The organism is Paludibacterium sp., from assembly GCF_019232825.1.
Taxonomy (GTDB): domain Bacteria; phylum Pseudomonadota; class Gammaproteobacteria; order Burkholderiales; family Chromobacteriaceae; genus Paludibacterium.
Map to the genome: position 1 here is coordinate 1 of NZ_JAFAND010000030.1, position 20,226 is coordinate 20,226.

The following is a 20,226-nucleotide window of genomic DNA, read 5'->3' on the forward strand; positions in this document are numbered from 1 at the left end:
CTGTATCGCATGCAGCGCTCGCTGACGGGGCTCGCGCTGACCGATGCCGGCGGCAGCCAGTCGTTTGCCGAACAGTGGCTGGCCAAGCGCGCGCAGCACGTCGATATTTGCCAGCAGATGTTCGCTGAACTGCAGGCTTTCGAGACGCTGGATCTGGCGATGTTGTCGGCCGGCATGCGCGAGCTGAGCAATCACATGCTGGCTTGAGGGGGTTGTCCGCAAAAAAAACGCGCCTGCTGGCGCGTTTTTTTTGGGTGGCCGCCGAGCCGCCGACCGTCAGACCGCGACCCAGGCGGGCTCGTGTCCGGTATGCGCGAGAAAGCGCAAGAAGTCGGGCACGGTGATGCACAGCGTCGAGTCGTTGACCATCGGGTGGAAACCGATCAGCTGCGCCGGGTCGATGTCGTTGTCGAGCAAGACTTGAATGCGGCCCTCTGCGTCGTTGGCCAAACCGAAAGGCGTGACGGAGCCTGCCGAGAGCTGCATGAACTCCTGCAAACGCTCTTCGGACGCGAACGACAGCCTGGCCTCGTCAACCTGTGAAGCCAGCGCGGCGAGGTCGGCGGTTTTCAGCTCATCGAGCACCAGCAGGTAGAAACGGTTGCCCTTGCGGTTCTTCAAAAACAGATTTTTGACGCACTGACCAGGGAAGGTGATGCCTTCGCGGTGGTAGTCGGACACCGCGCCGAAGGGCGGGTGCTCGACTTTTTCATAGTGGATGCCCAGCTCGGCGAGCAGGGCGTACAGACCCGCTTCTTGCATATCAGGCCCGTCCCGTGCTGCCGAAACCGCCCTCGCCCCGCTCGGAGGCGGCGAAATCGTCGACGATGTTGAAATCGACCTGCGCGACCGGCACGATGATCAATTGGGCGATGCGTTCCAGGGGCGCCAGGCGGAAGGCCTCGCCGCCGCGGTTCCATACCGAAACGAACAGTTGTCCCTGATAGTCGGAGTCGATCAGGCCGACCAGGTTGCCGAGCACGATGCCGTGTTTGTGACCGAGCCCGGAGCGGGGCAGGATCATGGCGGCAAACCCGGGATCGCCGATGTGAATCGCCATGCCGGTCGGCACCAGATGCGTTTCGCCAGGGTGAATCAGAATATCCTGGTCGATCGCGGCGCGCAGATCCAGGCCGGCGGAACCCGGCGTGGCATACGCCGGCAGGTTGTCCTGCAGGCGCGGATCGAGAATTTTGACGTCGATAACAGGTTTCATGCGGTCCTCGCGCTAATTCGATGGTCGGTTGGCCAGCTTCGTGGCCAGGTGGTCGACGATGGCCTCGGCCACCGCCTGTTTGGGCATGCGGGGCAGCGGATGCGCGCCCTGGTCGTCAAGGATCACCACTTCGTTGTCCGCCGCGCCCATCGCGGTTTGTGCCAGGTTGGCCACCAGCATGGGCAGTTTCTTGTCGCGGCGTTTGTGTTCCGCGTGTTCGAGCAAGTCGCGGCTCTCGGCGGCGAATCCGACACAGAACGGCGCCGCCGGCAGGCTGGCGACGGCGCGCAGGATATCCGGGTTTTCTTCCAGCAGGATCGTCAGCGGGCCTTGGCTCTTTTTATGCTTGTGCTCGGTGCGGTTGGCGACGCGGTAGTCGGCCACCGCCGCAACCGCAATGAACACGTCGCTCGCGCCGACTTCGGTCAGCACCGCTTGCTGCATGTCGTGCGCGCTTTGTACGTCGATACGGGTGACGCCGACCGGCGCCGTCAGAGCGGTCGGGCCGGAGACCAGCGTCACCTCGGCGCCGGCGTCGCGGCAGGCGCGCGCCAGTGCATAGCCCATCTTGCCGGAGCTGATGTTGGTGATGCCGCGCACCGGATCGATGGCCTCGAACGTCGGTCCGGCGGTCAGCAGCACCCGGCGCCCGGTCAGGGTTTTGGGGCGAAAAAAGCCGTCGAGCAGTTCGGCGATGTCTTCGGGTTCCATCATGCGGCCTTCGCCGACTTCGCCGCAGGCTTGCGAGCCGCTGTCCGGGCCGAAAACCGTGACACCGTCGGCGACGAGCGTGGCAATGTTGCGTTGATTGGGCGGATTGAGCCACATCTGCCGGTTCATGGCCGGCGCCACGATCAACGGACAGGTGCGCGCCGCCGCCAGGTTGGTGAGCAAGTCGTCGCATAGGCCATGGGCGAGCTTGGCCAGCGTATGGGCGGTGGCCGGCACGATCAGAAAGACGTCGGCGCGGCGGGAAAGGTCGATGTGCGCCATGCCGTTGGCTGGGCGGTCGTCGCCCTGCGTCGTGTGCACCGGGTTGCCGGACAGCGCCTGGAACGTTTGCGGCGCGACGAAATGCGTCGCGCCCTCGGTCATGACGACTTCGACGTGGTGTCCGGCCTTGATCAACAGCCGGGTCAGCTCGGCCGCCTTGTAGGCGGCGATACCGCCGGTGATGCCGAGGAGGATGCGTTTCGAGGACATTTGCGTGGTGTCTCTGGCGGAATTCATTCAGAAAGTTTAACGGATTTTGTCGTATCCTGCCCGGTGCCTGACGTGGGCGGCGGGGCGCAGAGGGTTGTTTGGCGCCGCTTAGCGCCGAGATGGTATTTTTTTGTGGTTATTTTCTTCCGTGTGGGCAATCATGTATTAACGGTATAAGAATTGCTCCAAGGCAGAAATGGCGCCTTGGCGCCTTCGCCTCCGGATCAACGGGCCCAACCCTTTAGCGATGATGGAAAGTTGTCGATATAAGGGGTATCGGATCATCGGACAATAACGCTTCGGCAGGCGGCATGCCGCCGTACGAGGCGATCACCAAGAAAGGGCGTGCAGGCGGGGGGATGCGTGTGAAGACGGTGCGTATCCGCCGAAGTCCAAGGTTGTTAACTGTCGAGTTCGATTCTTTCACGCATCACAAGGAGGTTGTCATGAACATCCTGCGCTTGCTCAATGAGTCGGAATATATCCAAGTCAACAACCAATTCATCAAGCCGGAGCATCTCTGCGTCTCCGAGGAATATTGCGATGACGATGACGTGGCGCTGTCAGCCCGTGTCGATGGCCAGGAGCTCGTGTTAACCGTCGCGGAGCTGGAAGAGGCGACGCCGCTCGCCGACGGCGGTTTCTGGCTGGAAGGGCTGGGTTACCTGCGCTTCCTGTCGCGTCAAAGCCTGCACTAAGAACCAACATGGCCTTGCGCCGTGCATTGCCTGTGGCGAATGTACGCTACGAGAGATGGGGTAGCGTGCGTTCGCCATGCAACGCACGGCCTTATTGGGGCCGTTTTCTCAGAACACGACGCCGGCGCGCAGGATGATGTTGGCGTAAGGCGTGCATTCCCCTGTGCGCACCATGGCCACGGCCTTGGCCGTAACTTCTTTGAACGCGTCATGGCTGACCGCTTCGAGCGTAGCCGGACCGGTTTTTTGGCGCAGCGTGGCCAATAGCGCCGGATTGCCGTCGCCGAGCTCGCTGGCCACCATCACCGACTCCACCTGCATTTCACTCAGTACCGCGTCGAGCACCGCCAGCATGCCCGGCGTGCCGCGGCAAACCGCCAAATCGATGCGTTGCGGACCGTCGGGTATCGGCAAGCCGGCGTCGCCGATGACGAGCATGTCGCCATGCCCCATCCGGGCGATGACTTCGGATAGTGCGCTGTTCAACAGCGTGCTTTTCTTCATGATCGATTCGTCTCCATTTTGCAAATTTCAGGGTGATCAGCTGGCCAGTTCGCGACGGTAAGGGATCGAGGGTTGGGCGCCGGGCCGCGCCACGCACAACGCGGCGGCACGCATGCCGAGATCGACGGCGTCGTCGATGGTCATGCCCTCCAAGAGCCCGGCGGTCACCCCGCCGATGAAGGTGTCGCCGGCGGCGGTGGTATCCACGACCCGGGTCGGTTTTGCCGGGTAGTGGCGCTGGCCGGCTTGATCGGCGATCAGCGCGCCGTCGGCGCCCAACGTCAGCAGCACGGTGCCGGCGCCGCCGATGAGCAGCCGCCGCGCCGCCGCCATGGCGTCCGCGCGCGTTTCGACCGGCAAACCGGAAATCAGCGCCGCCTCGGTTTCATTGACCACCAGATACTCGACAGCCAGGAGCTCCGCGTCCAGCGGCATGGCCGGCGCGGGGTTGAACAAAATCGGCACGCCGGCCGCGCGCGCGATGGCGAATGCGGTGCGCACGCAGTCGATCGGCACTTCCAATTGGCACAGCAGCAGCGACGCAGAGCGGATCGCCTCCTCGGCGCCGCGCACATCGGCCGGCGTCAGCGCGCCGTTGGCGCCCGGCGCCACCATGATGCGGTTTTGGCCGCTGTCTTCCACCACGATCATGGCGATGCCGCTCGCGCCGGCATCGGTGGTGATATGGCGGCGGTCGACGCCGGCGTCGTCCAGCGTGGCCAACAGCGGCGCGGCGAAGCTATCGTTGCCGAGTTTGCCGATCATGCTGACCGGCGCGCCGAGCCGGGCGCAGGCGACCGCCTGGTTCGCGCCCTTGCCGCCGGGGTGTTGCGCGAAATCGTGACTCAACAATGTTTCCCCGGGGCCGGGGAAACGCGGCGCGCGCAGCACCAGGTCCATGTTCAGGCTGCCGACGACGGCGACGCGCGGCGAGGAATGGCGAGTGGAGGACATTTCATGCTCCCGATGTGGTGCTGGGCGGCGCGGAGGAGCCGCGCACGCGGAGTTCTGGTTGCAGGGCGATCTTGCACGGTTCGGTGCGATCGTGGCGCAGCCGCTCGAGCAACAGTTCGGTTGCGACCTCGCCGATGCGCTGCTTGGGTTGTGCGACGGTCGTGAGCGGCGGGCAGGTGAATGCGGCCAGTTCGATATCGTCGAAGCCGACCACCGAGATGTCGCGCGGCACCGACAGGCCCGCCTGGTGAATGGCGCAGAGCGCGCCGATGGCCATGAGGTCGTTGCAGGCGAAAATCGCTTGCGGCCGGTCGGCGGCGCCCAATAGCCGCTGCGTGACTTCATAGCCGCCTTGGCTGGTGAAATCACCCAGGATCAGCGTGTCGTCGGCGAGCCCGGCTTCGGTCAACGCTTCGCGCCAGCCGGTGATGCGCAACCGGCTTGGCGCCAAATGCTCGGGTCCGGAGATGCAGACGATGCGGCGGTGGCCCAGTTCGATCAGATGCCGGGTCGCCAGGTAGGCGCCCATGCGGTGATCGGTGGTAACGGTATCGCAGTCGAGCGATTGCCACTGCCGGTCGACCAGCACCAGCGGCGCCTTGAGCCGGGCGAGGAGGCCGGGCAAATCGGGGCTGTCGCCGGAGGACATCACGATCAGCCCGTCGACCCTTTTCTCCATCAGTACGCGCAAGTACACGCTTTGCTTGACCGGGTCGTCGTCGGAATTGCACAGCACCACGTTGTAGCCGGCGCTGTAGCAGCGGTCTTCGATGCTGCGGATCAACTCGGCGAAGTAGGGGTTGCTGTTGTTGGGCAGCATGATCCCCAGCGTGCGCGTGACATTGTGACGCAGGCTGCGCGCCACGGCGCTGGGCACATAGGCCAGTTCGCGCATCGCCGTCTCGATGCGCGCGCGCACCTCGGGGCTGACGTGACGCGTTTGATTGAGCACGTGCGAGACGCTGCTCACCGAGACGCCGGCGCGAAGGGCCACCTGCTTCATCGTTGCCATAGTGGGTTATCCCGCTTGTCGAGCCTGTTTGCGACGGTCACGATATTTGTCCAACATGACGGCGGCGATGATCACCAGGCCGGTGATGATGCGCTTGGTGGGGTCCGAGGCGCCGATTTGCGCCATGCCGGCCTCCAATACCGCGATGATCAGCACGCCGAAGAACGTGCTGATGACCGAGCCGCGCCCGCCCATCAGGCTCGTGCCGCCGATCACCACCGCGGCGATCACTTGCAGCTCGATGCCGATGCCGGTATTGGGGTCGGCCGCTTCCAGACGGGAAGTCTGCATCAGGCCTGCGACACTGGACAACAGCCCGATGAGGGTGAATACCGCGATTTTGATCGGGCGCGGGTCGACCCCGGCGAGCCGCATGGCTTCCTCGTTGGTGCCGATGCCGATCATGTAGCGGCCGAACACGCTGCGCGTGAGCACCAGTTGGCCGACAACGATGACCAGAAGCGCGATCACGAACGCGGGCGAAATGCCGCCGATCAGGTTGGAACTCAGCCAATCGACGTCGCTGCCGATGTATTGCGTGCGCGAGTCCGTGACCACGTAGGCGGCGCCGCGGGCGATTTCCAGCATGCCGAGCGAGACGATGAAGGACGGCAGCTGCCATTGCACCGAAACAAAGCCGGTGAACGCGCCGCATACCGCGCCGCATAGCAGGCCCAGCAGCAGAGCCGGCGCCAGGCCCCAGCCCCAACTGAGCATGGCCAGCGAGCACAAGGCGCTCGACAGCGCCATCACGGAGCCGACCGACAGGTCGATGCCGGCGATGATCAGCACATAGGTCATGCCGACCGCCATGACCGTCAGCGCCGGAATATCGTTGGCGATGGTGATGAAGGTATTGGCCGTGAGGAAGTATTCGCTCTTCGCGCCGAAGAACAGCACCATGGCCAATAGCGCCGCCGCGAGGCCCAGATAGGTGCCGACAACGCCGGAATACCAGCGTCGGGAAGGGGTGAGAGTCGTCATGATTATCCTTGTTTCACTTCCTGAGGACGGTTGCTGTAACCGCTAAAGGCCGCCTCGAGCAGGGTCTGTTGATCCCATTGCCCGCGCGCGAAGCTGCCGGCCCAGCGCCCGGCGCTCATCACACCGATGCGGTCGCAGATTTCCATCAATTCGCGCAGGTCGCTGGAGACCACCAACAGTGCCTTGCCGGCATCAGCCATCTGACGCATCTGCGCGTAGATATCGGCGCGGGCGCCGATATCTACGCCGCGCGTCGGTTCGTCCAGCAGCAAAATATCGCAGTCGCGCAACATCCAGCGCGCCAACACCACTTTCTGCTGGTTGCCGCCGGACAGTTCTTGTGTGCTCTGTTCGGCCGAGTTGCAGCGTATGCCGAGCAGTTGCACGTAGTTGTCCGCCGCCGTGCGCTCGCCTGCCAGATTGAGCCAGCCTCTGCGGGCGAAACGGGTCAGACGGGCGAGGGTGGTGTTGAGCGTGATCGACTTGTCCAGCAATAGCCCCTGCGATTTGCGGTCTTCCGGGATCAGGCCGATGCCCTGGCGCACCGCGCTCATCGGCGAAGTGATGCGCGCCGCTTCCGTGCTGCCGCGCAGGAAAATGTTGCCGTGGTCCTTTTGATCGGCGCCAAACAGCAAGCGCAACAGCTCGGTGCGGCCGGAGCCGACCAAGCCGGCGATGCCGTAGATTTCGCCTGGGTGCAGATCGAGGCTGACGTCGCGCACGCGTGTGCCGCGGCCGAGGCCCTCGATGCGCAATGCCGGGGTGCTGGGTGGCAGGGGCGGGCGCACCGCGCTTTCGGCCACGTCGTGGCCGACCATCAGCCGCACGATTTCTTCTTGCGTCAATTCGGTCATCGGCCGGGTGGCGACATGGCGGCCATCGCGCAACACCGTGACACGGTCGGCAATCTGTTCGACCTCGTCCAGCCGGTGGGAGATGTACACAATGCTGACGCCCTCGGCTTTCAGCCGTTCGATCTGACGGAACAGATGCTCGATTTCATGCTTGGTCAGCATGGCGGTCGGTTCATCTAGAATCAAAAGCCGGCACGGGCCGAGCAGCGCGCGCGCGATCTCCACCATCTGCTGGTGGCCGATGCCGAGCTCGCCGACCAATTGGCGCGGGTCGATGCGGTCGAGGCCGATCGCCTTCATGTGCGCAGCCGCCTCGTCAAACAGCGTCTGGCGGCGGATGAAGCCGCCACGCTGGGGCAGGTGGCCGAGAAACAGATTTTCCGCCACGGTCAAGGTCGGCACGAGACTCAGCTCCTGCATGACCATGCGGATGCCGAGCGCTTCGGCTTCGCTGCGCGAGGCTGGGCGGTAAGGTTGGTCCAGGAGCTGCATCTCGCCCTGGGTAGGCGGGATCAGTCCGGCGACGATTTTGGATAGGGTACTTTTGCCCGCGCCGTTTTCGCCGGTGAGCGCCAAGGTCTCGCCGGGAACGAGCGCCAGGTCGATGTCGGCCAGCACGGGCGTGGCGTAGGTCTTGCCGATGCCGCGCAAACGCAGGATCGGAGCGTGGTCGGGCATAGCGCGTCTCCATGTGACCGCCGGCCGCGTTGGCGGCCGGCGGTAGCGCATTGAACGCTTAACGCGTCACCAGCGTGATCGGGGTTTCATAGACGGCCGGCAGCGCGCTTTGCGGCGTCTTGTTCTTCAGAGCCTTCAGCGCGAGCTCAATGCCGAATACGGCTTGCTTGGCTGCGTATTGGTCGACGGTGCCGAGCACGCGACCGTCAGCCAGCATCGGCTTGATGGCGGCGATGTTGTCGTAGCCGACGACCTTGACCTTGCCGGCCATGCCCGCGGTCTTGATGGCGGCGACGGCGCCCAGCGCCATGTTGTCATTGCCGCACAACAGTGCCTTCATGTCCGGATGTTCACGCAGCATGGCGGAAGCCACCGTGTTGCCCTTGTCGATTTCCCAGTCGCCGGATTGCACGCCGACCACGGTCGCGCCCTTGGCTTTCATCGCATCTTGGAAGCCGGCGGTACGCTGTTGCGCGTTGGTGGTGGTGGAAACGCCTTCCAGAATGCCGACCTTGTCACCGGCCTTCAGCTGCTTGGCCAGGTAATCGCCGACCAGGCGGGCGCCCTTGCGGTTGTCCGGGCCGACGAACGGCACGTTCAAGCCTTTGCTCTTCAGCGTGGCGGGGTCGAGGCGGTTATCGATGTTGACCACCAGGATGCCGGCGTCGACGGCTTTCTTGACCACCGGCACCAGCGCCTTGGAATCGGCCGGGGCGAGCACGATCGCATTGGCGTGCTCGACGATCATCTGCTCTACGATGCGGATTTGGTTGGCGGTATCGGTTTCATCCTTGATGCCGTTGGCGACCAGCGTGTATTGGCTGGCGTGCTGTTTCTGATGGGCCTTGGCGCCATCTTCCATCGTGCGGAAGAATTCATTGGCCAGCGACTTCATCACCAGTGCTACCTTGGGTTGCTCCGCGGCGGCGGCGAATTGCATCGGAATAGCCGCCATGACCAGCGTCAGGGTCAGGGACTTGAAGAGACGACCGGGTTTCATCGTTTTTATCTCCGTTAACGAGGTTGAAGTGCGCTATGTTGCGTTGCGAAAACGATTGCGCAATCGTTTGCGGTATTTTTTGACGCTACCCGCGATCTGTCAAATTTTTATTACCCATTATTTCTCTTTATATGAATCTAATGACAATCGTGTTGTGTATGTCATGAAAATAGGGGTGTCCGCCGCTGTCGGCAATGAACAAAAGTGGATGATTTGTCATCGAAATTAAGTAAAGTGCCGCAAATACAATTAGTATTGATGAATTATTTTTCCATGAATATCCGCGCGAATCGCGCTGGGAACCGACATGATGCGATGGCGTGTGGGGATGCTGATGGGGTGTTGGGCCGTGGCGTTGGGCCTTGCCGCTTGCTCCGATGGCGAGCGCGGCGCAACGCCCGCTCGCGCCGCCGCCAGCAATGCGCCGGTGCCCGTGATCGGGCTCGCGTTGTCCAATGCCAGCAACCCGTTCTTCAAGGCGCTGCGGCAAGGCGCCGAGGATGGTGCGCGTGAAAGCGGCCTACAATTGGTCGTGGTCGATGCGGGTGACGACACGGCCACGCAACAGGCGGAAATCAAGACGCTGATTGCGCACAAGGTGCGCGTGCTGCTGGTCAATCCGACCGACTCGCAACAGATCGCAAACAGCGTGGTGGCTGCCAACCGCGCCGGCATCCCGGTCGTTACGCTCGACCGCGCGGTCAGCGCCGGCAATGTGGTGGCGCATATCGCCTCGGATAATATGGCTGGCGGTCGCATGGCCGGCGAATACATCAAGAACCGCCTGGGCGGCAAGGGGCGCGTGGTCGAGCTTTTGGGCGTGCCGGGCGCTTCCTCGTCGATCGAGCGCGACCAGGGATTTTCCCTAGTGCTGCGCGAGGCCAAGGGGCTGCGCCTCGTCGCTCGCGACGAGGCCGATTTCGATCGCGCCAAGGCGGCGGCGCGCATGGCCAAGATTATTGCCGTGGAGGGTAAGATCGACGCGGTGTTCGCCTTGAACGACGAGATGGCGCTCGGCGCGGTAGAAGCGCTGCGCGCCGCTGGCCAGACACGGACGCTGGTGGTGGGGTTCGACGCCACGGCCGCGGCGCTCGCCGCGGTGCGCGGCGGGGCGATGGCGGCCACCATCGCGCAGCGGCCGGACTTGATCGGCCGTCAGGGCGTGCATATCGCCCGGCAAATCCTGGATCGCGCGCCGGTGGAAAGCTATGTGCCGATTCCATTGGAATTGGTGAAGATTTGATATGATGATGACTTGATTTGGCGCAAACCCTGGCAAATTACCTTCTTGTTACAGTGTTTCGGTGATTTTTAAAAAAACACTGAAGGGGATTGTGCCCATGGGGTCGTTTAAGATTGGGATTATCGGTGCGGGCGAGACCGGTACGCCGCTGTTGAAGCAGTTGTTGGATGCGCCGTTCGTCGAGGTGGTCGGCGTGGCCGACCTGAATACCGAGACCGCCGGCATGCAGCTGGCCAAGTCGCATGGCGTGCTGGTCACGCATAACGGATTGGATATTGCCGAATTGGGGCCGCGGGTCGACATCATCATCGACATGACCGGGTCGCCCAAGGTGCGCGAGGATCTGCGCCGCTTCATGCAGTTTTCCGGCAATAAGCACACGGTCATCGTGCACGAGCGCGTGGCGTTGTTGATGCTGTCGCTGTGCATGGGGCAAATGGTGGCGCCGATTCACGGCGAGCAAGCGTATTAAGCATCAAGCGGCGGGTATTCTGCCGGCCGTCAGTAATGAGGATACCGGGAAGCCAGGCTTCCCGGTTTTTTTACGCCAGGCCCGGTCCCGTGCGTCGCTTGGCGAACGCGCGCTACGGTTGTTTGCCTTGGCGCCTTGCCGGCTCGCCGTCCTTGAACAGCACGAACTCCCCCGGCGAGAGCGGTGTCCAGGTTTCATTGTCGGTCAGCGGCTGCGTGGCGATGACCGCCACCCGGTCGTTGGGGGTGGTGACCTGAGCGAAGTCCACGGTCACGTCGTCGTCGACCAGGTGCGCCTTGTTGAACGGCGACTGACGCAAAATGTAGTGCAGATTGGTCGAGCAGTGCGCCGCCAAAAAAGCGCCGTTGGACAGCATGAAGTTGAATACCCCGTGAGCGGCGATGTCGGCGGCCAGCGCCGCCAGCGCATCGAACAATTCCGCCTCGCTGGGCGGCGCATCCCAGCGTTGGCGCAGCGCCTCCAGTATGGCGCAAAAGGCGCGTTCCGAGTCGGTGCAGCCGACCGGGCGGTAGTATTGGCCGGGCGCGGGCTGGTAGTCCTTCAAGTCGCCGTTGTGGGCGAAGATCCAGTACCGTCCCCAAAGTTCGCGCATGAACGGGTGGGCATTGGCCAGCTTGACCTCGCCCTGGGTCGCTTTGCGGATATGGGCGATGATATTGGTCGACTTGAGCGGGTAATCGCGCACGAGCCGCGCCAGCGGCGAATCCACCGAGGAGCGGTCGTCGATGAACAGCCGGCAGCCGCATCCTTCGAAGAAGGCGATGCCCCAGCCGTCGGCATGATGGTCGGTCAGGCCGCCGCGGCGGTGGAACCCTTCGAACGAGAACACGATGTCGGTGGGGGTATTGCAATTCATGCCCAGCAGCTGGCACATGGCGATGGTCCTGTGTTAAAACGCGCGACAATGATTCATTCTTTCATGGAATGCCATGTACATTCCAGATGCAATATGTATCGTTTAGCACTAAGCATAAGCCTACCTCTGCTTGAGAATCGTTTGAATCACCCCCACTTTCTTTCTTTGCCTATGACGGATTCCAACCATGACAACCATCGTGGTGGTAAAAAAACACGATCAGATCGCCATCGCCGCCGACAGCCAGACGACGTTCGGCGATGACCATAAGCTGCTGGCGGCCTATGATTGCTATCACAACAAGATTTTCCAGCGCGACGGCAGCTTCTTCGCGATTTCCGGCTCGGCGGCGCACGACTTGGTATTGCAGTCGGCGCTCGATAGCCTGAAGAAGAAAGATTTCACTAGCCGCGCCGGCTTGTTCGACACCTTCCGCAAGCTGCATCCGAAGCTCAAGGATCAATTTTTCCTGCGCCCGGAAGAAGATGAGGAAGACCCCTACGAGTCCAGTCAGATGATGGTGCTGGTGGCCAACCGGCACGGCATCTTCGGGGTCTATCCGATGCGCGAGGTGTACGAGTTCGCCCGCTTCTGGGCCATCGGCTCCGGCCGCAAGTTCGCCATGGGCGCGATGCAGGTCGCCTATGACCAGGATCTCGACGCCCGGGCCATTGCCGAAATGGGGGTGCGCGCCGGTTGCGAATTCGATGTCAATTCGTCCATGCCGATGACGGTTTACACGCTGGACAGTATCAAGGATCAAAAAACGCATGAGCCAGACTGATAGCTTGCAACGCTTCCTATTCGACGAGGCGCCGGTGCGCGGCGCCTTGGTGTCGCTGGAGGATACTTGGCGGCACGTGTTGTCGCGCCACACCTATCCGGCGCCGGTGCGCCAACTGTTGGGCGAGATGATGGCGGCGGCCGCGTTGTTGGGCGCCAACCTTAAATTCGACGGCACGCTGGTGTTGCAGATGCACGGTACCGGTGTTCTGCGCTTGGCCGTGGTCGAGTACACGCACGAGCGCACGCTGCGCGCCACGGCCAAGTGGGATGGCGCCGTGCCGCAAAACGCGCCGCTACCGGCGCTGTTGGGCAGCGGCGGCCGCTTTGTGCTGACGTTGGAGCCCAAGGTCGACAAGTCGCAGACGTGGCAGGGTATCGTGGCGCTGGAGGGCGACACCGTCGGCGCCATGCTGGAAAACTATATGCTGCGTTCCGAGCAATTGGATACCCGGCTGATTCTGGCCGCCGACGAAAGCCGCGCCGGCGGCTTGCTGCTGCAGCGCCTGCCGGATGGCCACGGCGACCCCGACGGCTGGCCGCGCGCGCGTTCGCTGGCCGATACGCTCAAGGCCGAAGAGCTGCTGACCTTGGCGCCGCTCGATATCCTGCATCGCCTCTATCACGAGGAAACCGTGCGCGTTTTCGACGAAGAGCACCTGGCTTTCGCCTGCACCTGCAGCCGTGAGCGCGTCGCCGACATGTTGAAGATGGTGGGCGCGCTGGAGGCGGCGTCGATTCTGCAGGAGCAGGGAAGTGTGGAAATCGGCTGCGATTTCTGCAATCAGCGCTATGTCTTCGATGAAGACGAAGTCGATGAAATCTTCCAAATGCACGTGTTGGACGCCGCGCGCGAGGCGCGTCACTGATCGTCGAACAGCGGCCGCGCCACCTGGGCGATACGGCCGCTGTCGCACAGCGCCAGGAACGCATCGCCCAGGCGCTGGCTCTCCGCCGCGGCGCGGCGCCATAGGCGCTGGCGCTCGGCATCCTGCCCGGCAAAACGTTTGAAATCCCCCCGATCCGGCAGCTTGCCCTGAGGCAGACTGGCCAGGTAGCGCCGCGAGGGCGCGATCACGATGGTGTTGGCCTGCCTCGCCGCGTCGGCATGGCGCCAGGGCAGGAACTTGTCGAACCAGCCGGGCACGATGCGATCGGTGAAGTGCGGGAACAGGGCGAGTCCGGGGGCGGCGGCGAAAGGGAGGTCGAGGTGGTAATCGGCCAGCCCGCCGTCACGCAGTAGCGTGCCGGGCAATGTGTCGCTGCGGATGCCCTCGATCACGCCGGGGATGGCGGCGGTGGCCATCAGCAGGTCGCGCACATTGGCGTCGTTCAACACGGTCAGGCGGGTGGGCAGGTCGTCGTCAGGCAAATAGCAGAGGCTGCTGTTCGCGTCGTGGCAGACGACGCGGGTAAAGCTATAGCGCAAGAGCGACCGCGCCAATAGGTTGCTGGCCGCGGCCAGCGCCAAGCCCGCCAGCAACGGTCCACGCCGGTCTTGGTTGAGCGCGCCGCGCGATGCCACCACCAGCAGGCTCAGGCGGTGATGCGGATGGTTCAACGCACGGTGCAGATCGTCGTCGCTCAGTAGCGTATCGAGCATGTCGCGCGTTTGGCGCGTGATGTCGCTGACCTTGGCGCTGGGGTAGGTGGTGTCGGTGTAGTGCTCGGCCAAGCGGGCGAGGCGGGCCGGCGCATCCGTCTGCAGCGCACACGCCAGGCGCCAGGCACCGATCGAGGCGCCGATGAATTCGCGCTGCCGCGGCGCGGCTTCCAACCAGGGAAAGACGGCCTGATCCAGCCCAACGAGTCCGATCGCTTTGGGGCCGCCCGCTGCGCCGGGGATCACGGCCACCTGTTCGGCGCAGAGCCCCTCGCGACGTAGATGCGCCAAGGCTTGTGCTCCGGCGCGTATCGTCACAACTTCTTCGTCATTCTGTATTGTCATTTTTAGTTCAGACCCAATATCTGAGTAGTTAACCAGTGTATAAAGAAATCCACCGGCCTGAAAATGCGTCGGTGGCAAAAGGAGTCTTTACATGATTGCTGCCCAGACCCTGAAGGCTTATCTCAGGGAGCAGTCGCTCGAATTGGAACTTGATAGCGTACAGGTGGCGGCGTTGACGCTGGCCGCCGTGCTGGCGGCGCAAAAACCCGAGACGGCGCGCGACGTGTTCCGTTTTCCTGTGCCGCGCCTGGGCGAAAACGGCGCGTGCTCGCTCTTCGACGAGCTGGACGATGCGCCGTATGACTTGAGCGCCTGGTTTGGCGGCGAGACCGACGAGGCGCGCGGCGCGTTGATCGATCTGGCGGCGCTGATCGACTCGACCAATCGTCAGGTCGGCGCCGACTGGCTGGGCATTTATGTCGTGCGTGGCGAGGGCGAGGCTTCGCGGCTGGTGAAGCTGTCCTATCACGGCCGGCCGAGCCGGGCGGAATTTCCCCTGACCGCCGACTTTGCCGAAGTCAGCAACAACAGCCGCGTGGGCCTGAGCGGCTGGGGTGTGATCATCGATGACGTGGCCGAGTGGTGCGCGCTTGGCGGCGGCTATTACCAATGCGATCCGACGGTGACGAGCGAGGTGTGCCTGCCGGTGCTGGACGCGGAGGGGCGCGTGCTCGGCATTATCGACGCCGAGTCGAGTCAGCGCGGCTTTTTTACGCCGGAGCGCCAGGCGTGGCTGGCCGCGTTGGCCGTTGTGCTGGCCGAACCCTTGGCGGCGTTGCCGTTTGTTGAGCCGGAGTAAATAATCCATTCCCGGCCGCGGACTGTTTCTTGCCGGGAGCTTGCGCGTACGCTGTGCGCCACAAGAGATAAGTGGGAGTTTTCATGTCACAAGAAGTCGGGAGCGCCGTCGTACAGTTGGTGGCGTCCTGTCAGTTGCCGACCCAGTGGGGGGTGTTTACCCTGCATGGTTTTGCCGGCGACGGCAACAAAGAACATGTCATGCTGACAATGGGCTCGTTCAACGACGATGAGCCGGTGTTGATTCGCCTGCATTCCGAATGCCTGACCGGCGATGCGCTGTTTTCGTTGAAGTGCGATTGCGGTTTTCAGCTGGAAGCGGCTCTGGCAGCCATCGCCGAGGCCGGGCGCGGCGCCTTGCTGTATTTGCGCCAGGAAGGGCGCGGCATCGGGTTGATCAATAAGATTCGCGCCTACAAGCTGCAGGATCAAGGCGCCGATACCGTCGAAGCCAACGAGCAGCTGGGCTTTCCGGCGGATATGCGCGATTTTGGCCTGGTGCGCGATATGTTGTCGGCGGTGGGAATCCGTCGCGTGCGGGTGATGACCAATAATCCGCAAAAGATCGAAACGCTGGCCGCGTTGGGGGTCGAGGTGGTGGAGCGGGTGCCGCTGTTGGTGGGACAGAATCCGCACAACGACCGTTATATGAAGACCAAGGCCGACAAGATGGGGCACCTGCTGCCCTGATGTCGCAAAGAATCGCCGCGAGGCGATTTTTTTTGCCTGTTTGTGAGGCATGGAATGTAAAAAGGCCGATTCATCGAATCGGCCTTTTTGAATGGTTGGTGGAGATAAGCGGGATCGAACCGCTGACCTCTTGCATGCCATGCAAGCGCTCTCCCAGCTGAGCTATACCCCCACACGAGGTTCGGCGGCGTGTTGCTGTTGCCGTCCGAGAAGCGAACTATACCGATGCGACAAAATTGCGTCAAGCTTTTTGTCGGAAAATACGCCGGCGGCGGGGGCCGCCGGCGCGGTTCTTACTGTGCCGGCGTGATCAGCAACTGGCCGTCACGCGCCGGGAGACGCTTGCCGGGCTTGTGGTCCATGCGCACCGTGCCGGTCTTGCCATCCAACGAGTAGCGTACCTGATAGCCGACGACCTTCTTGGCCGTGGTCGGCACCTCCATGCAACGGTTTTCCGTATCGGCATAGGTGTCCGAGCGTTGCATCTTGTCTTGCACTTGGTTGCCGGCGTAACCGCCCGCCACCGCGCCGACCACGGTCGCCACCGTCTTGCCGTTGCCGCCGCCTACCTGATTGCCCAGCAGGCCGCCGACCACGCCGCCAAGCAAGGTGCCGGTAACGCGATGTTGATCCTGCACCGGCGCTTGGCGCACCACTTGTTCCTGGTGACACTCGGTCTTGGTGGTTTGCACGGTGTCATAGATCGGCTTGGCGCCGAGCACCTTGGCGTAATTGGCGTGTTGCGGCGCCGGCGGGGCGGGGGGCGTTGCGGCCACTGGCGGCGGTACCGCGGCGGCCACGGGTTGCGGCGCGGGGGCGGGGGCGGTTTGCGGCACAGAGGCCGCCTGCGTCACGACGACCGCCGCCGGTTGCGATGCCGCGGTCTGCGGCGGCATCGCCTTGTGCGTCAACGCCTGATAACCGGCCACGCCGGCCGCGCCCAATACGATGCCGCCGCCGAGCAGGCTCGCAATCAATACCGATTGTTTCATGATTTATCTCCCTTAAAGCCTGTTCATAGGCGTTCTCTTCCATCTGACCATGACGGCGGCGTTCGGTTTCATGATAGATGTAATGAGAAGTAAGCAAGCGTGACAATGTGTACACGACGGGCGTCGCCCGCCAATGAACATCCCCGCCAGCGGCGGGGATGTTCAGGATGGATCTGCCGGACGCTTAAGCACTGGCGATCATATTGGACAGTGACGAACTCGTCTGCTCCATCTTCGCCAGCGACGAGTTCAGGTTGGTGTATAGCGACGTGTAGTTCGACTGAATGGTGGTGAGCTGGTTTTGCTCTTGGCTGATCTGGTTCTTCAGGTCCGATACCGACTTGTTGAGCGTGTTCGTCTTGGTGGTGATCAGGCCTTGCGGTCCCAGTAGGCTGTTGATTTCTGTGTTGAAGCGCTGGGCGAAACCGTCGTTGTTGCTATTGCCGAAGACGTTGGCCACCGCCGACGCGTTGTTGGAGATCGCGTTGTTCAGCGCCGTGGTGTCCAGCGACAGCGTGCCGTCCTTCTGGATGCTGACGCCGACTTGCGCCAAATAGGCGACCTGCGTGGTGCCGTTGGCGCCGGAGATCGGCGTTTGCAAAATGCTATCCATGGTGTTTTGCAGCTGAACGATGTTGAAGTCGCCCTGTAGGTCGCCGTTATACAAACTGGTGGCGTCGCTTTGCAGCTTGTTGTAGGCGGTGACGAAACTCTGCACCTGGGTTTGGATGGCGGTGTTGTCGCGCGACACGTTCAGCACGGTCGTGCCAGCCTGGGTCAGGTTCATGCTGACACCCAGAATGCCGGTGGTCACCGTGTTGCTGCTACTGGTCATGGTCAGGCCGTTGACCGTCAGGCTCGCGTTCTGTGCTTGCGCGGTCAAGCGGGAGTCGGTGATCTGGCCGCTGCCGTTGACCGCGCTGCTGGCATTGAAGCCGAGGAACGACAGCGACGACTGGCCGGAAGCCGTCGCGGTGCTGAAGCTGTTGCCCCCGCCGACGGTATTGCCGGTCAACACCAGGCGATAAGGGGTCGAGCTCGAGTCGGCGGTGACGACGCTGGCCGACACGCCGATGCCGGCGTTGTTGATGGACGCGGCAATCTGGTCCAGCGAGGCGTTGGCCGGGATGCTGACCGAGGAGGTGGAGCCGCTGCCGAAAGTGAAGTTCAACGTGTCGGCGGTATTGCCGAGGCTGGCGGTTTCGCTGGCTTGGCCGGTATAGGCCAGGTTCTGCGCGGTGGCCAGGTTGTTGACCGTGATGTTGTAGGCACCGGCATTGGCGGTATTGCTGGCGGTGGCCGACATGATGCTGGTGTTGCTGCTGGTGGCTTTGAGCGTGTTGATGAACGTGCCGGAGGACAGCGTGGTCAACGTGCTCTGCAGCCCGGTCAGGTCGGAACTGATCGTGCCGTAATCGGAAATTTGGCTATTGTCGGTCTGCAACTGCGAGTTCAGCGCGTTCAGCGGCTGATCCGCCACAGTCATCAGTTGCGACACCAGGCCCTGCACATCCAACGGACCGGTGGAGGAGGTGATGGAGGGGGTGGTCATAAAAGATACTCCTCAAATCTGACGGCGGGCGCGCCCGCGATTTTTCTCTTTATCGGCCAGATCGCGCCATGGCTTGAGACTGTTTCACCCGGATGTTAGGGGGATCGCCGTACTGCCGGGCGTTAAGTCTGTTAAGGAATGTATATAATGTGACGGACTGTGACGGTATGCCAAGAAAGGGTGACAGGGACGTGTCGGCGGCATGAAAAACGGCCGGATGACGATCATCCGGCCATGGCGTCGTCTTCTCTGGGTGAGCGTTCGACGGGCTCGCGCCGGGTCAACAGCACATCGTCGGCGCCGGCGTACACCTTGCGGTAGCGTAGATAGCCGCCGCCGAGCCACATCGGCTCGAAACCGTCGGGATCGAAGTTCGGCAGCGTGCCGTGCTCTCGATATTCTTTGGCCCAGGCTTTTTCTGCGTCGGTCATTCTCAGGCCACCGGCAGCCGCGCGGGACAGTTGCTCCAGTTTTTTGCGGGCGTCGCTGACGTCGTCGCCGAATGGGCGGAAGCCGGCAAACGCGTCGTGCACGTACTTTTGGAAAAACGTATTGGCTCGCGGCAGGTAGTATTCGCTCGTGACGATGGCTGCTGCATTCTGTTGTTTCGCCACGGGTTCCATCAGTGGCAGCAATTCACGCCAATGACGCGTGTAGGACGGGTCGAACGTCGGGATGGCATAGCGCGGGGCGTTGCGGCGACTTTCCCAGGAATACCGCGGCGTGGCGCCGTCGTCGCGAAACGAATACCACTTGTAGTAAATCTGGACGTGTTCCTTGAAGCGTCGATGGGCTGCGCTCAACGCCTTGAGCTCGGTCTCCTTGGCCTCGGGCCATAGCGCCGCCATGGCCTCCGGGCCTTGCCGGTCGAGGATGCCGAGCCGCCAGGCCAGATAGGGCCAGTATTGGGTCTTCAGCAGTGCCTTGAAGTCCGACGGCGGGGAGGGGAAGAGCGCCAGGTAGGCGTTGAAATCGGCAATCAGCGCCGGGGCGATGAGATAACGGTCTTGCAATTCCTTTTTCATCAATTCCGGCTTGAGCGGTACGCCAGCCAGCCGCGCTTTGCGGTACATATCGGCCAGCGGGATGCGCGATAGCATGTCAGCTCCCAACGGATCTTGTCCGCGTCCTTGCTCGCATGGCAGGTAGCCGCCGCCGACGTCCGAGTGCGCGCCGGGATACAGCACCTCCTCGGCGCTGCTGGCGCCGCCGATCTGGGTGCTGTCGAGCGGAAACGAGCGGCGGATCTCATGCGCCGCGACCATGTGCACGCACTGTTGGATCGCGGGCGCGATGCGCAGCCCCTGTTCGGCGTCGGCCCAGGCGCCGTGGCCATCGAACAGCACCGTGGACGAGGCCAGGCCGATCGACGCCACGGTGTCGAATAGGCCGAGAAACTCGAACGTGACCGGAAAGCCGCCCAGCGTATGGCTGGCCAGGTTGGCGAAGCCCTTCTCGCGGCACAATTCGGCGTCGAGCTGACACAGCAGTAACAGCCAGTTGGCGAACACCCGCGCTTCGGCGGCGCCGCGCGAGAAACCGAAGCAGGAGACGTAGATATGATCGACGATGGTCTGGCTGGCATTGGCCGGCTTGACCCCATCTTTTTTCATGAAAGGACCGATGCGGTCATGCAGGCGCCGCAACAAGCCGCGCAACGTATCGCAGGCCGCTGACAAGGGATCGTCCCGCCGTAGCGGCGACGGACCGCGTTGCCAACTGGGTTTGGTCAACATCGGCCAATCGAGGGCGATGGCCTTGTCGAGCG

Annotated in this window: 22 protein-coding genes and 1 tRNA gene; 8 read left to right on the forward strand and 15 right to left on the reverse strand. The window is 62.8% G+C overall.

The features are described from left to right. Window positions 1–207 (forward strand): hypothetical protein (locus tag JOZ06_RS02780; RefSeq protein WP_293228400.1); only part of this gene is annotated, 207 nt, incomplete at its 5' end. Between the two features lie 69 nt (window positions 208–276). Here the strand turns inward: JOZ06_RS02780 and JOZ06_RS02785 are convergent. Genes JOZ06_RS02785 through coaBC form a run of 3 tightly spaced genes read right to left on the reverse strand, consistent with a single transcriptional unit; the run spans window position 277 to window position 2,419 of the window. After that, complete coding sequence (locus JOZ06_RS02785; RefSeq protein ID WP_293228401.1) at window positions 277–762, reverse strand: prolyl-tRNA synthetase associated domain-containing protein; 486 nt, start codon at window positions 760–762, stop codon at window positions 277–279. 1 nt (window position 763) lies between these two features. Next, complete coding sequence (gene dut, locus JOZ06_RS02790; protein ID WP_293228403.1) at window positions 764–1,216, reverse strand: dUTP diphosphatase; 453 nt, start codon at window positions 1,214–1,216, stop codon at window positions 764–766. Window positions 1,217–1,228: 12 nt separating this feature from the next. After that, window positions 1,229–2,419, reverse strand: a complete 1,191-nt coding sequence (coaBC, locus tag JOZ06_RS02795) for a bifunctional phosphopantothenoylcysteine decarboxylase/phosphopantothenate--cysteine ligase CoaBC (protein WP_293228404.1) — start codon at window positions 2,417–2,419, stop codon at window positions 1,229–1,231. A gap of 446 nt (window positions 2,420–2,865) precedes the next feature. Between coaBC and JOZ06_RS02800 the strand changes: the two genes are divergently transcribed. After that, a complete protein-coding gene (locus tag JOZ06_RS02800; protein WP_293228406.1) occupies window positions 2,866–3,117 on the forward strand; it encodes a hypothetical protein in 252 nt (83 codons plus the stop codon). A gap of 108 nt (window positions 3,118–3,225) precedes the next feature. Here the strand turns inward: JOZ06_RS02800 and rbsD are convergent, their stop codons facing one another. The 6 genes from rbsD to JOZ06_RS02830 are packed head-to-tail and all read right to left on the reverse strand — an operon-like array spanning window position 3,226 to window position 9,103. Beyond that, entirely contained in the window at window positions 3,226–3,621 is a 396-nt protein-coding gene (gene rbsD, locus JOZ06_RS02805) for a D-ribose pyranase (protein ID WP_293228408.1), read from the reverse strand. Window positions 3,622–3,657: 36 nt separating this feature from the next. Then, the gene (gene rbsK, locus JOZ06_RS02810) at window positions 3,658–4,575 is read right to left on the reverse strand and encodes a ribokinase (RefSeq protein WP_293228410.1); all 918 of its coding nucleotides are present in this window, start codon (window positions 4,573–4,575) and stop codon (window positions 3,658–3,660) included. A 1-nt stretch (window position 4,576) separates the two neighbouring features. Then, window positions 4,577–5,587, reverse strand: a complete 1,011-nt coding sequence (locus JOZ06_RS02815) for a substrate-binding domain-containing protein (RefSeq protein WP_293228411.1) — start codon at window positions 5,585–5,587, stop codon at window positions 4,577–4,579. A 6-nt stretch (window positions 5,588–5,593) separates the two neighbouring features. Next, window positions 5,594–6,571: an ABC transporter permease gene (locus JOZ06_RS02820; RefSeq protein WP_293228413.1), complete on the reverse strand. Its 978-nt coding sequence runs from the start codon at window positions 6,569–6,571 to the stop codon at window positions 5,594–5,596. Window positions 6,572–6,573: 2 nt separating this feature from the next. Further along, the gene (locus JOZ06_RS02825) at window positions 6,574–8,103 is read right to left on the reverse strand and encodes a sugar ABC transporter ATP-binding protein (RefSeq protein ID WP_293228414.1); all 1,530 of its coding nucleotides are present in this window, start codon (window positions 8,101–8,103) and stop codon (window positions 6,574–6,576) included. 58 nt (window positions 8,104–8,161) lie between these two features. Beyond that, entirely contained in the window at window positions 8,162–9,103 is a 942-nt protein-coding gene (locus tag JOZ06_RS02830) for a sugar ABC transporter substrate-binding protein (protein WP_293228416.1), read from the reverse strand. Between the two features lie 307 nt (window positions 9,104–9,410). Between JOZ06_RS02830 and JOZ06_RS02835 the strand changes: the two genes are divergently transcribed. Both JOZ06_RS02835 and JOZ06_RS02840 read left to right on the forward strand, forming a co-directional pair. After that, entirely contained in the window at window positions 9,411–10,346 is a 936-nt protein-coding gene (locus tag JOZ06_RS02835; protein WP_293228418.1) for a substrate-binding domain-containing protein, read from the forward strand. A 97-nt stretch (window positions 10,347–10,443) separates the two neighbouring features. Further along, window positions 10,444–10,818 carry an oxidoreductase gene (locus JOZ06_RS02840; RefSeq protein WP_293228420.1) on the forward strand — a complete coding sequence of 125 codons (375 nt, stop codon included), beginning with the start codon at window positions 10,444–10,446 and terminating at the stop codon, window positions 10,816–10,818. 112 nt (window positions 10,819–10,930) lie between these two features. Here JOZ06_RS02840 and JOZ06_RS02845 read toward each other — a convergent pair whose 3' ends face one another. Then, entirely contained in the window at window positions 10,931–11,713 is a 783-nt protein-coding gene (locus JOZ06_RS02845) for a class II glutamine amidotransferase (RefSeq protein WP_293228422.1), read from the reverse strand. A 169-nt stretch (window positions 11,714–11,882) separates the two neighbouring features. Here JOZ06_RS02845 and JOZ06_RS02850 point away from each other — a divergent pair, with 169 nt between their 5' ends. Both JOZ06_RS02850 and hslO read left to right on the forward strand, forming a co-directional pair. After that, a complete protein-coding gene (locus JOZ06_RS02850; RefSeq protein ID WP_293228424.1) occupies window positions 11,883–12,479 on the forward strand; it encodes an MFS transporter in 597 nt (198 codons plus the stop codon). Continuing rightward, complete coding sequence (gene hslO, locus JOZ06_RS02855; RefSeq protein WP_293228425.1) at window positions 12,466–13,347, forward strand: Hsp33 family molecular chaperone HslO; 882 nt, start codon at window positions 12,466–12,468, stop codon at window positions 13,345–13,347. Before JOZ06_RS02850 ends, hslO begins: the two co-directional genes overlap by 14 nt. Here the strand turns inward: hslO and JOZ06_RS02860 are convergent. Continuing rightward, window positions 13,341–14,426, reverse strand: coding sequence for a hypothetical protein (locus JOZ06_RS02860; protein ID WP_293228427.1), 1,086 nt, complete (start codon window positions 14,424–14,426; stop codon window positions 13,341–13,343). The two genes, hslO and JOZ06_RS02860, sit on opposite strands and share 7 nt — an antisense overlap. Window positions 14,427–14,517: 91 nt before the next feature. Between JOZ06_RS02860 and JOZ06_RS02865 the strand changes: the two genes are divergently transcribed. Both JOZ06_RS02865 and ribA read left to right on the forward strand, forming a co-directional pair. Then, complete coding sequence (locus JOZ06_RS02865; RefSeq protein WP_293228429.1) at window positions 14,518–15,225, forward strand: GAF domain-containing protein; 708 nt, start codon at window positions 14,518–14,520, stop codon at window positions 15,223–15,225. Between the two features lie 83 nt (window positions 15,226–15,308). Then, window positions 15,309–15,914, forward strand: a complete 606-nt coding sequence (ribA, locus tag JOZ06_RS02870; protein WP_293228430.1) for a GTP cyclohydrolase II — start codon at window positions 15,309–15,311, stop codon at window positions 15,912–15,914. A gap of 96 nt (window positions 15,915–16,010) precedes the next feature. Here the strand turns inward: ribA and JOZ06_RS02875 are convergent. From JOZ06_RS02875 to JOZ06_RS02890, 4 genes are all read right to left on the reverse strand, one after another. After that, window positions 16,011–16,086: transfer RNA gene (locus tag JOZ06_RS02875), tRNA-Ala, on the reverse strand. 121 nt (window positions 16,087–16,207) lie between these two features. Continuing rightward, a complete protein-coding gene (locus JOZ06_RS02880; protein ID WP_293228432.1) occupies window positions 16,208–16,906 on the reverse strand; it encodes a glycine zipper 2TM domain-containing protein in 699 nt (232 codons plus the stop codon). Between the two features lie 184 nt (window positions 16,907–17,090). Next, window positions 17,091–18,458: a flagellar filament capping protein FliD gene (fliD, locus tag JOZ06_RS02885; RefSeq protein WP_293228433.1), complete on the reverse strand. Its 1,368-nt coding sequence runs from the start codon at window positions 18,456–18,458 to the stop codon at window positions 17,091–17,093. 224 nt (window positions 18,459–18,682) lie between these two features. Then, the coding region (locus JOZ06_RS02890) for a DUF2235 domain-containing protein (RefSeq protein WP_293228434.1) at window positions 18,683–20,226 on the reverse strand (1,544 nt) is incomplete at its 5' end.

Bases quoted from the DNA above. Each gene is read 5' to 3' on its own strand.
- JOZ06_RS02785 (WP_293228401.1), bottom strand. From the start codon at position 762: ATGCAAGAAGCGGGTCTGTACGCCCTGCTCGCCGAGCTGGGCATCCAC.
- dut (WP_293228403.1), bottom strand. From the start codon at position 1,216: ATGAAACCTGTTATCGACGTCAAAATTCTCGATCCGCGCCTGCAGGAC.
- coaBC (WP_293228404.1), bottom strand. From the start codon at position 2,419: ATGTCCTCGAAACGCATCCTCCTCGGCATCACCGGCGGTATCGCCGCC.
- JOZ06_RS02800 (WP_293228406.1), top strand. From the start codon at position 2,866: ATGAACATCCTGCGCTTGCTCAATGAGTCGGAATATATCCAAGTCAAC.
- rbsD (WP_293228408.1), bottom strand. From the start codon at position 3,621: ATGAAGAAAAGCACGCTGTTGAACAGCGCACTATCCGAAGTCATCGCC.
- rbsK (WP_293228410.1), bottom strand. From the start codon at position 4,575: ATGTCCTCCACTCGCCATTCCTCGCCGCGCGTCGCCGTCGTCGGCAGC.
- JOZ06_RS02815 (WP_293228411.1), bottom strand. From the start codon at position 5,587: ATGGCAACGATGAAGCAGGTGGCCCTTCGCGCCGGCGTCTCGGTGAGC.
- JOZ06_RS02820 (WP_293228413.1), bottom strand. From the start codon at position 6,571: ATGACGACTCTCACCCCTTCCCGACGCTGGTATTCCGGCGTTGTCGGC.
- JOZ06_RS02825 (WP_293228414.1), bottom strand. From the start codon at position 8,103: ATGCCCGACCACGCTCCGATCCTGCGTTTGCGCGGCATCGGCAAGACC.
- JOZ06_RS02830 (WP_293228416.1), bottom strand. From the start codon at position 9,103: ATGAAACCCGGTCGTCTCTTCAAGTCCCTGACCCTGACGCTGGTCATG.
- JOZ06_RS02835 (WP_293228418.1), top strand. From the start codon at position 9,411: ATGATGCGATGGCGTGTGGGGATGCTGATGGGGTGTTGGGCCGTGGCG.
- JOZ06_RS02840 (WP_293228420.1), top strand. From the start codon at position 10,444: ATGGGGTCGTTTAAGATTGGGATTATCGGTGCGGGCGAGACCGGTACG.
- JOZ06_RS02845 (WP_293228422.1), bottom strand. From the start codon at position 11,713: ATGTGCCAGCTGCTGGGCATGAATTGCAATACCCCCACCGACATCGTG.
- JOZ06_RS02850 (WP_293228424.1), top strand. From the start codon at position 11,883: ATGACAACCATCGTGGTGGTAAAAAAACACGATCAGATCGCCATCGCC.
- hslO (WP_293228425.1), top strand. From the start codon at position 12,466: ATGAGCCAGACTGATAGCTTGCAACGCTTCCTATTCGACGAGGCGCCG.
- JOZ06_RS02860 (WP_293228427.1), bottom strand. From the start codon at position 14,426: ATGACAATACAGAATGACGAAGAAGTTGTGACGATACGCGCCGGAGCA.
- JOZ06_RS02865 (WP_293228429.1), top strand. From the start codon at position 14,518: ATGATTGCTGCCCAGACCCTGAAGGCTTATCTCAGGGAGCAGTCGCTC.
- ribA (WP_293228430.1), top strand. From the start codon at position 15,309: ATGTCACAAGAAGTCGGGAGCGCCGTCGTACAGTTGGTGGCGTCCTGT.
- JOZ06_RS02880 (WP_293228432.1), bottom strand. From the start codon at position 16,906: ATGAAACAATCGGTATTGATTGCGAGCCTGCTCGGCGGCGGCATCGTA.
- fliD (WP_293228433.1), bottom strand. From the start codon at position 18,458: ATGACCACCCCCTCCATCACCTCCTCCACCGGTCCGTTGGATGTGCAG.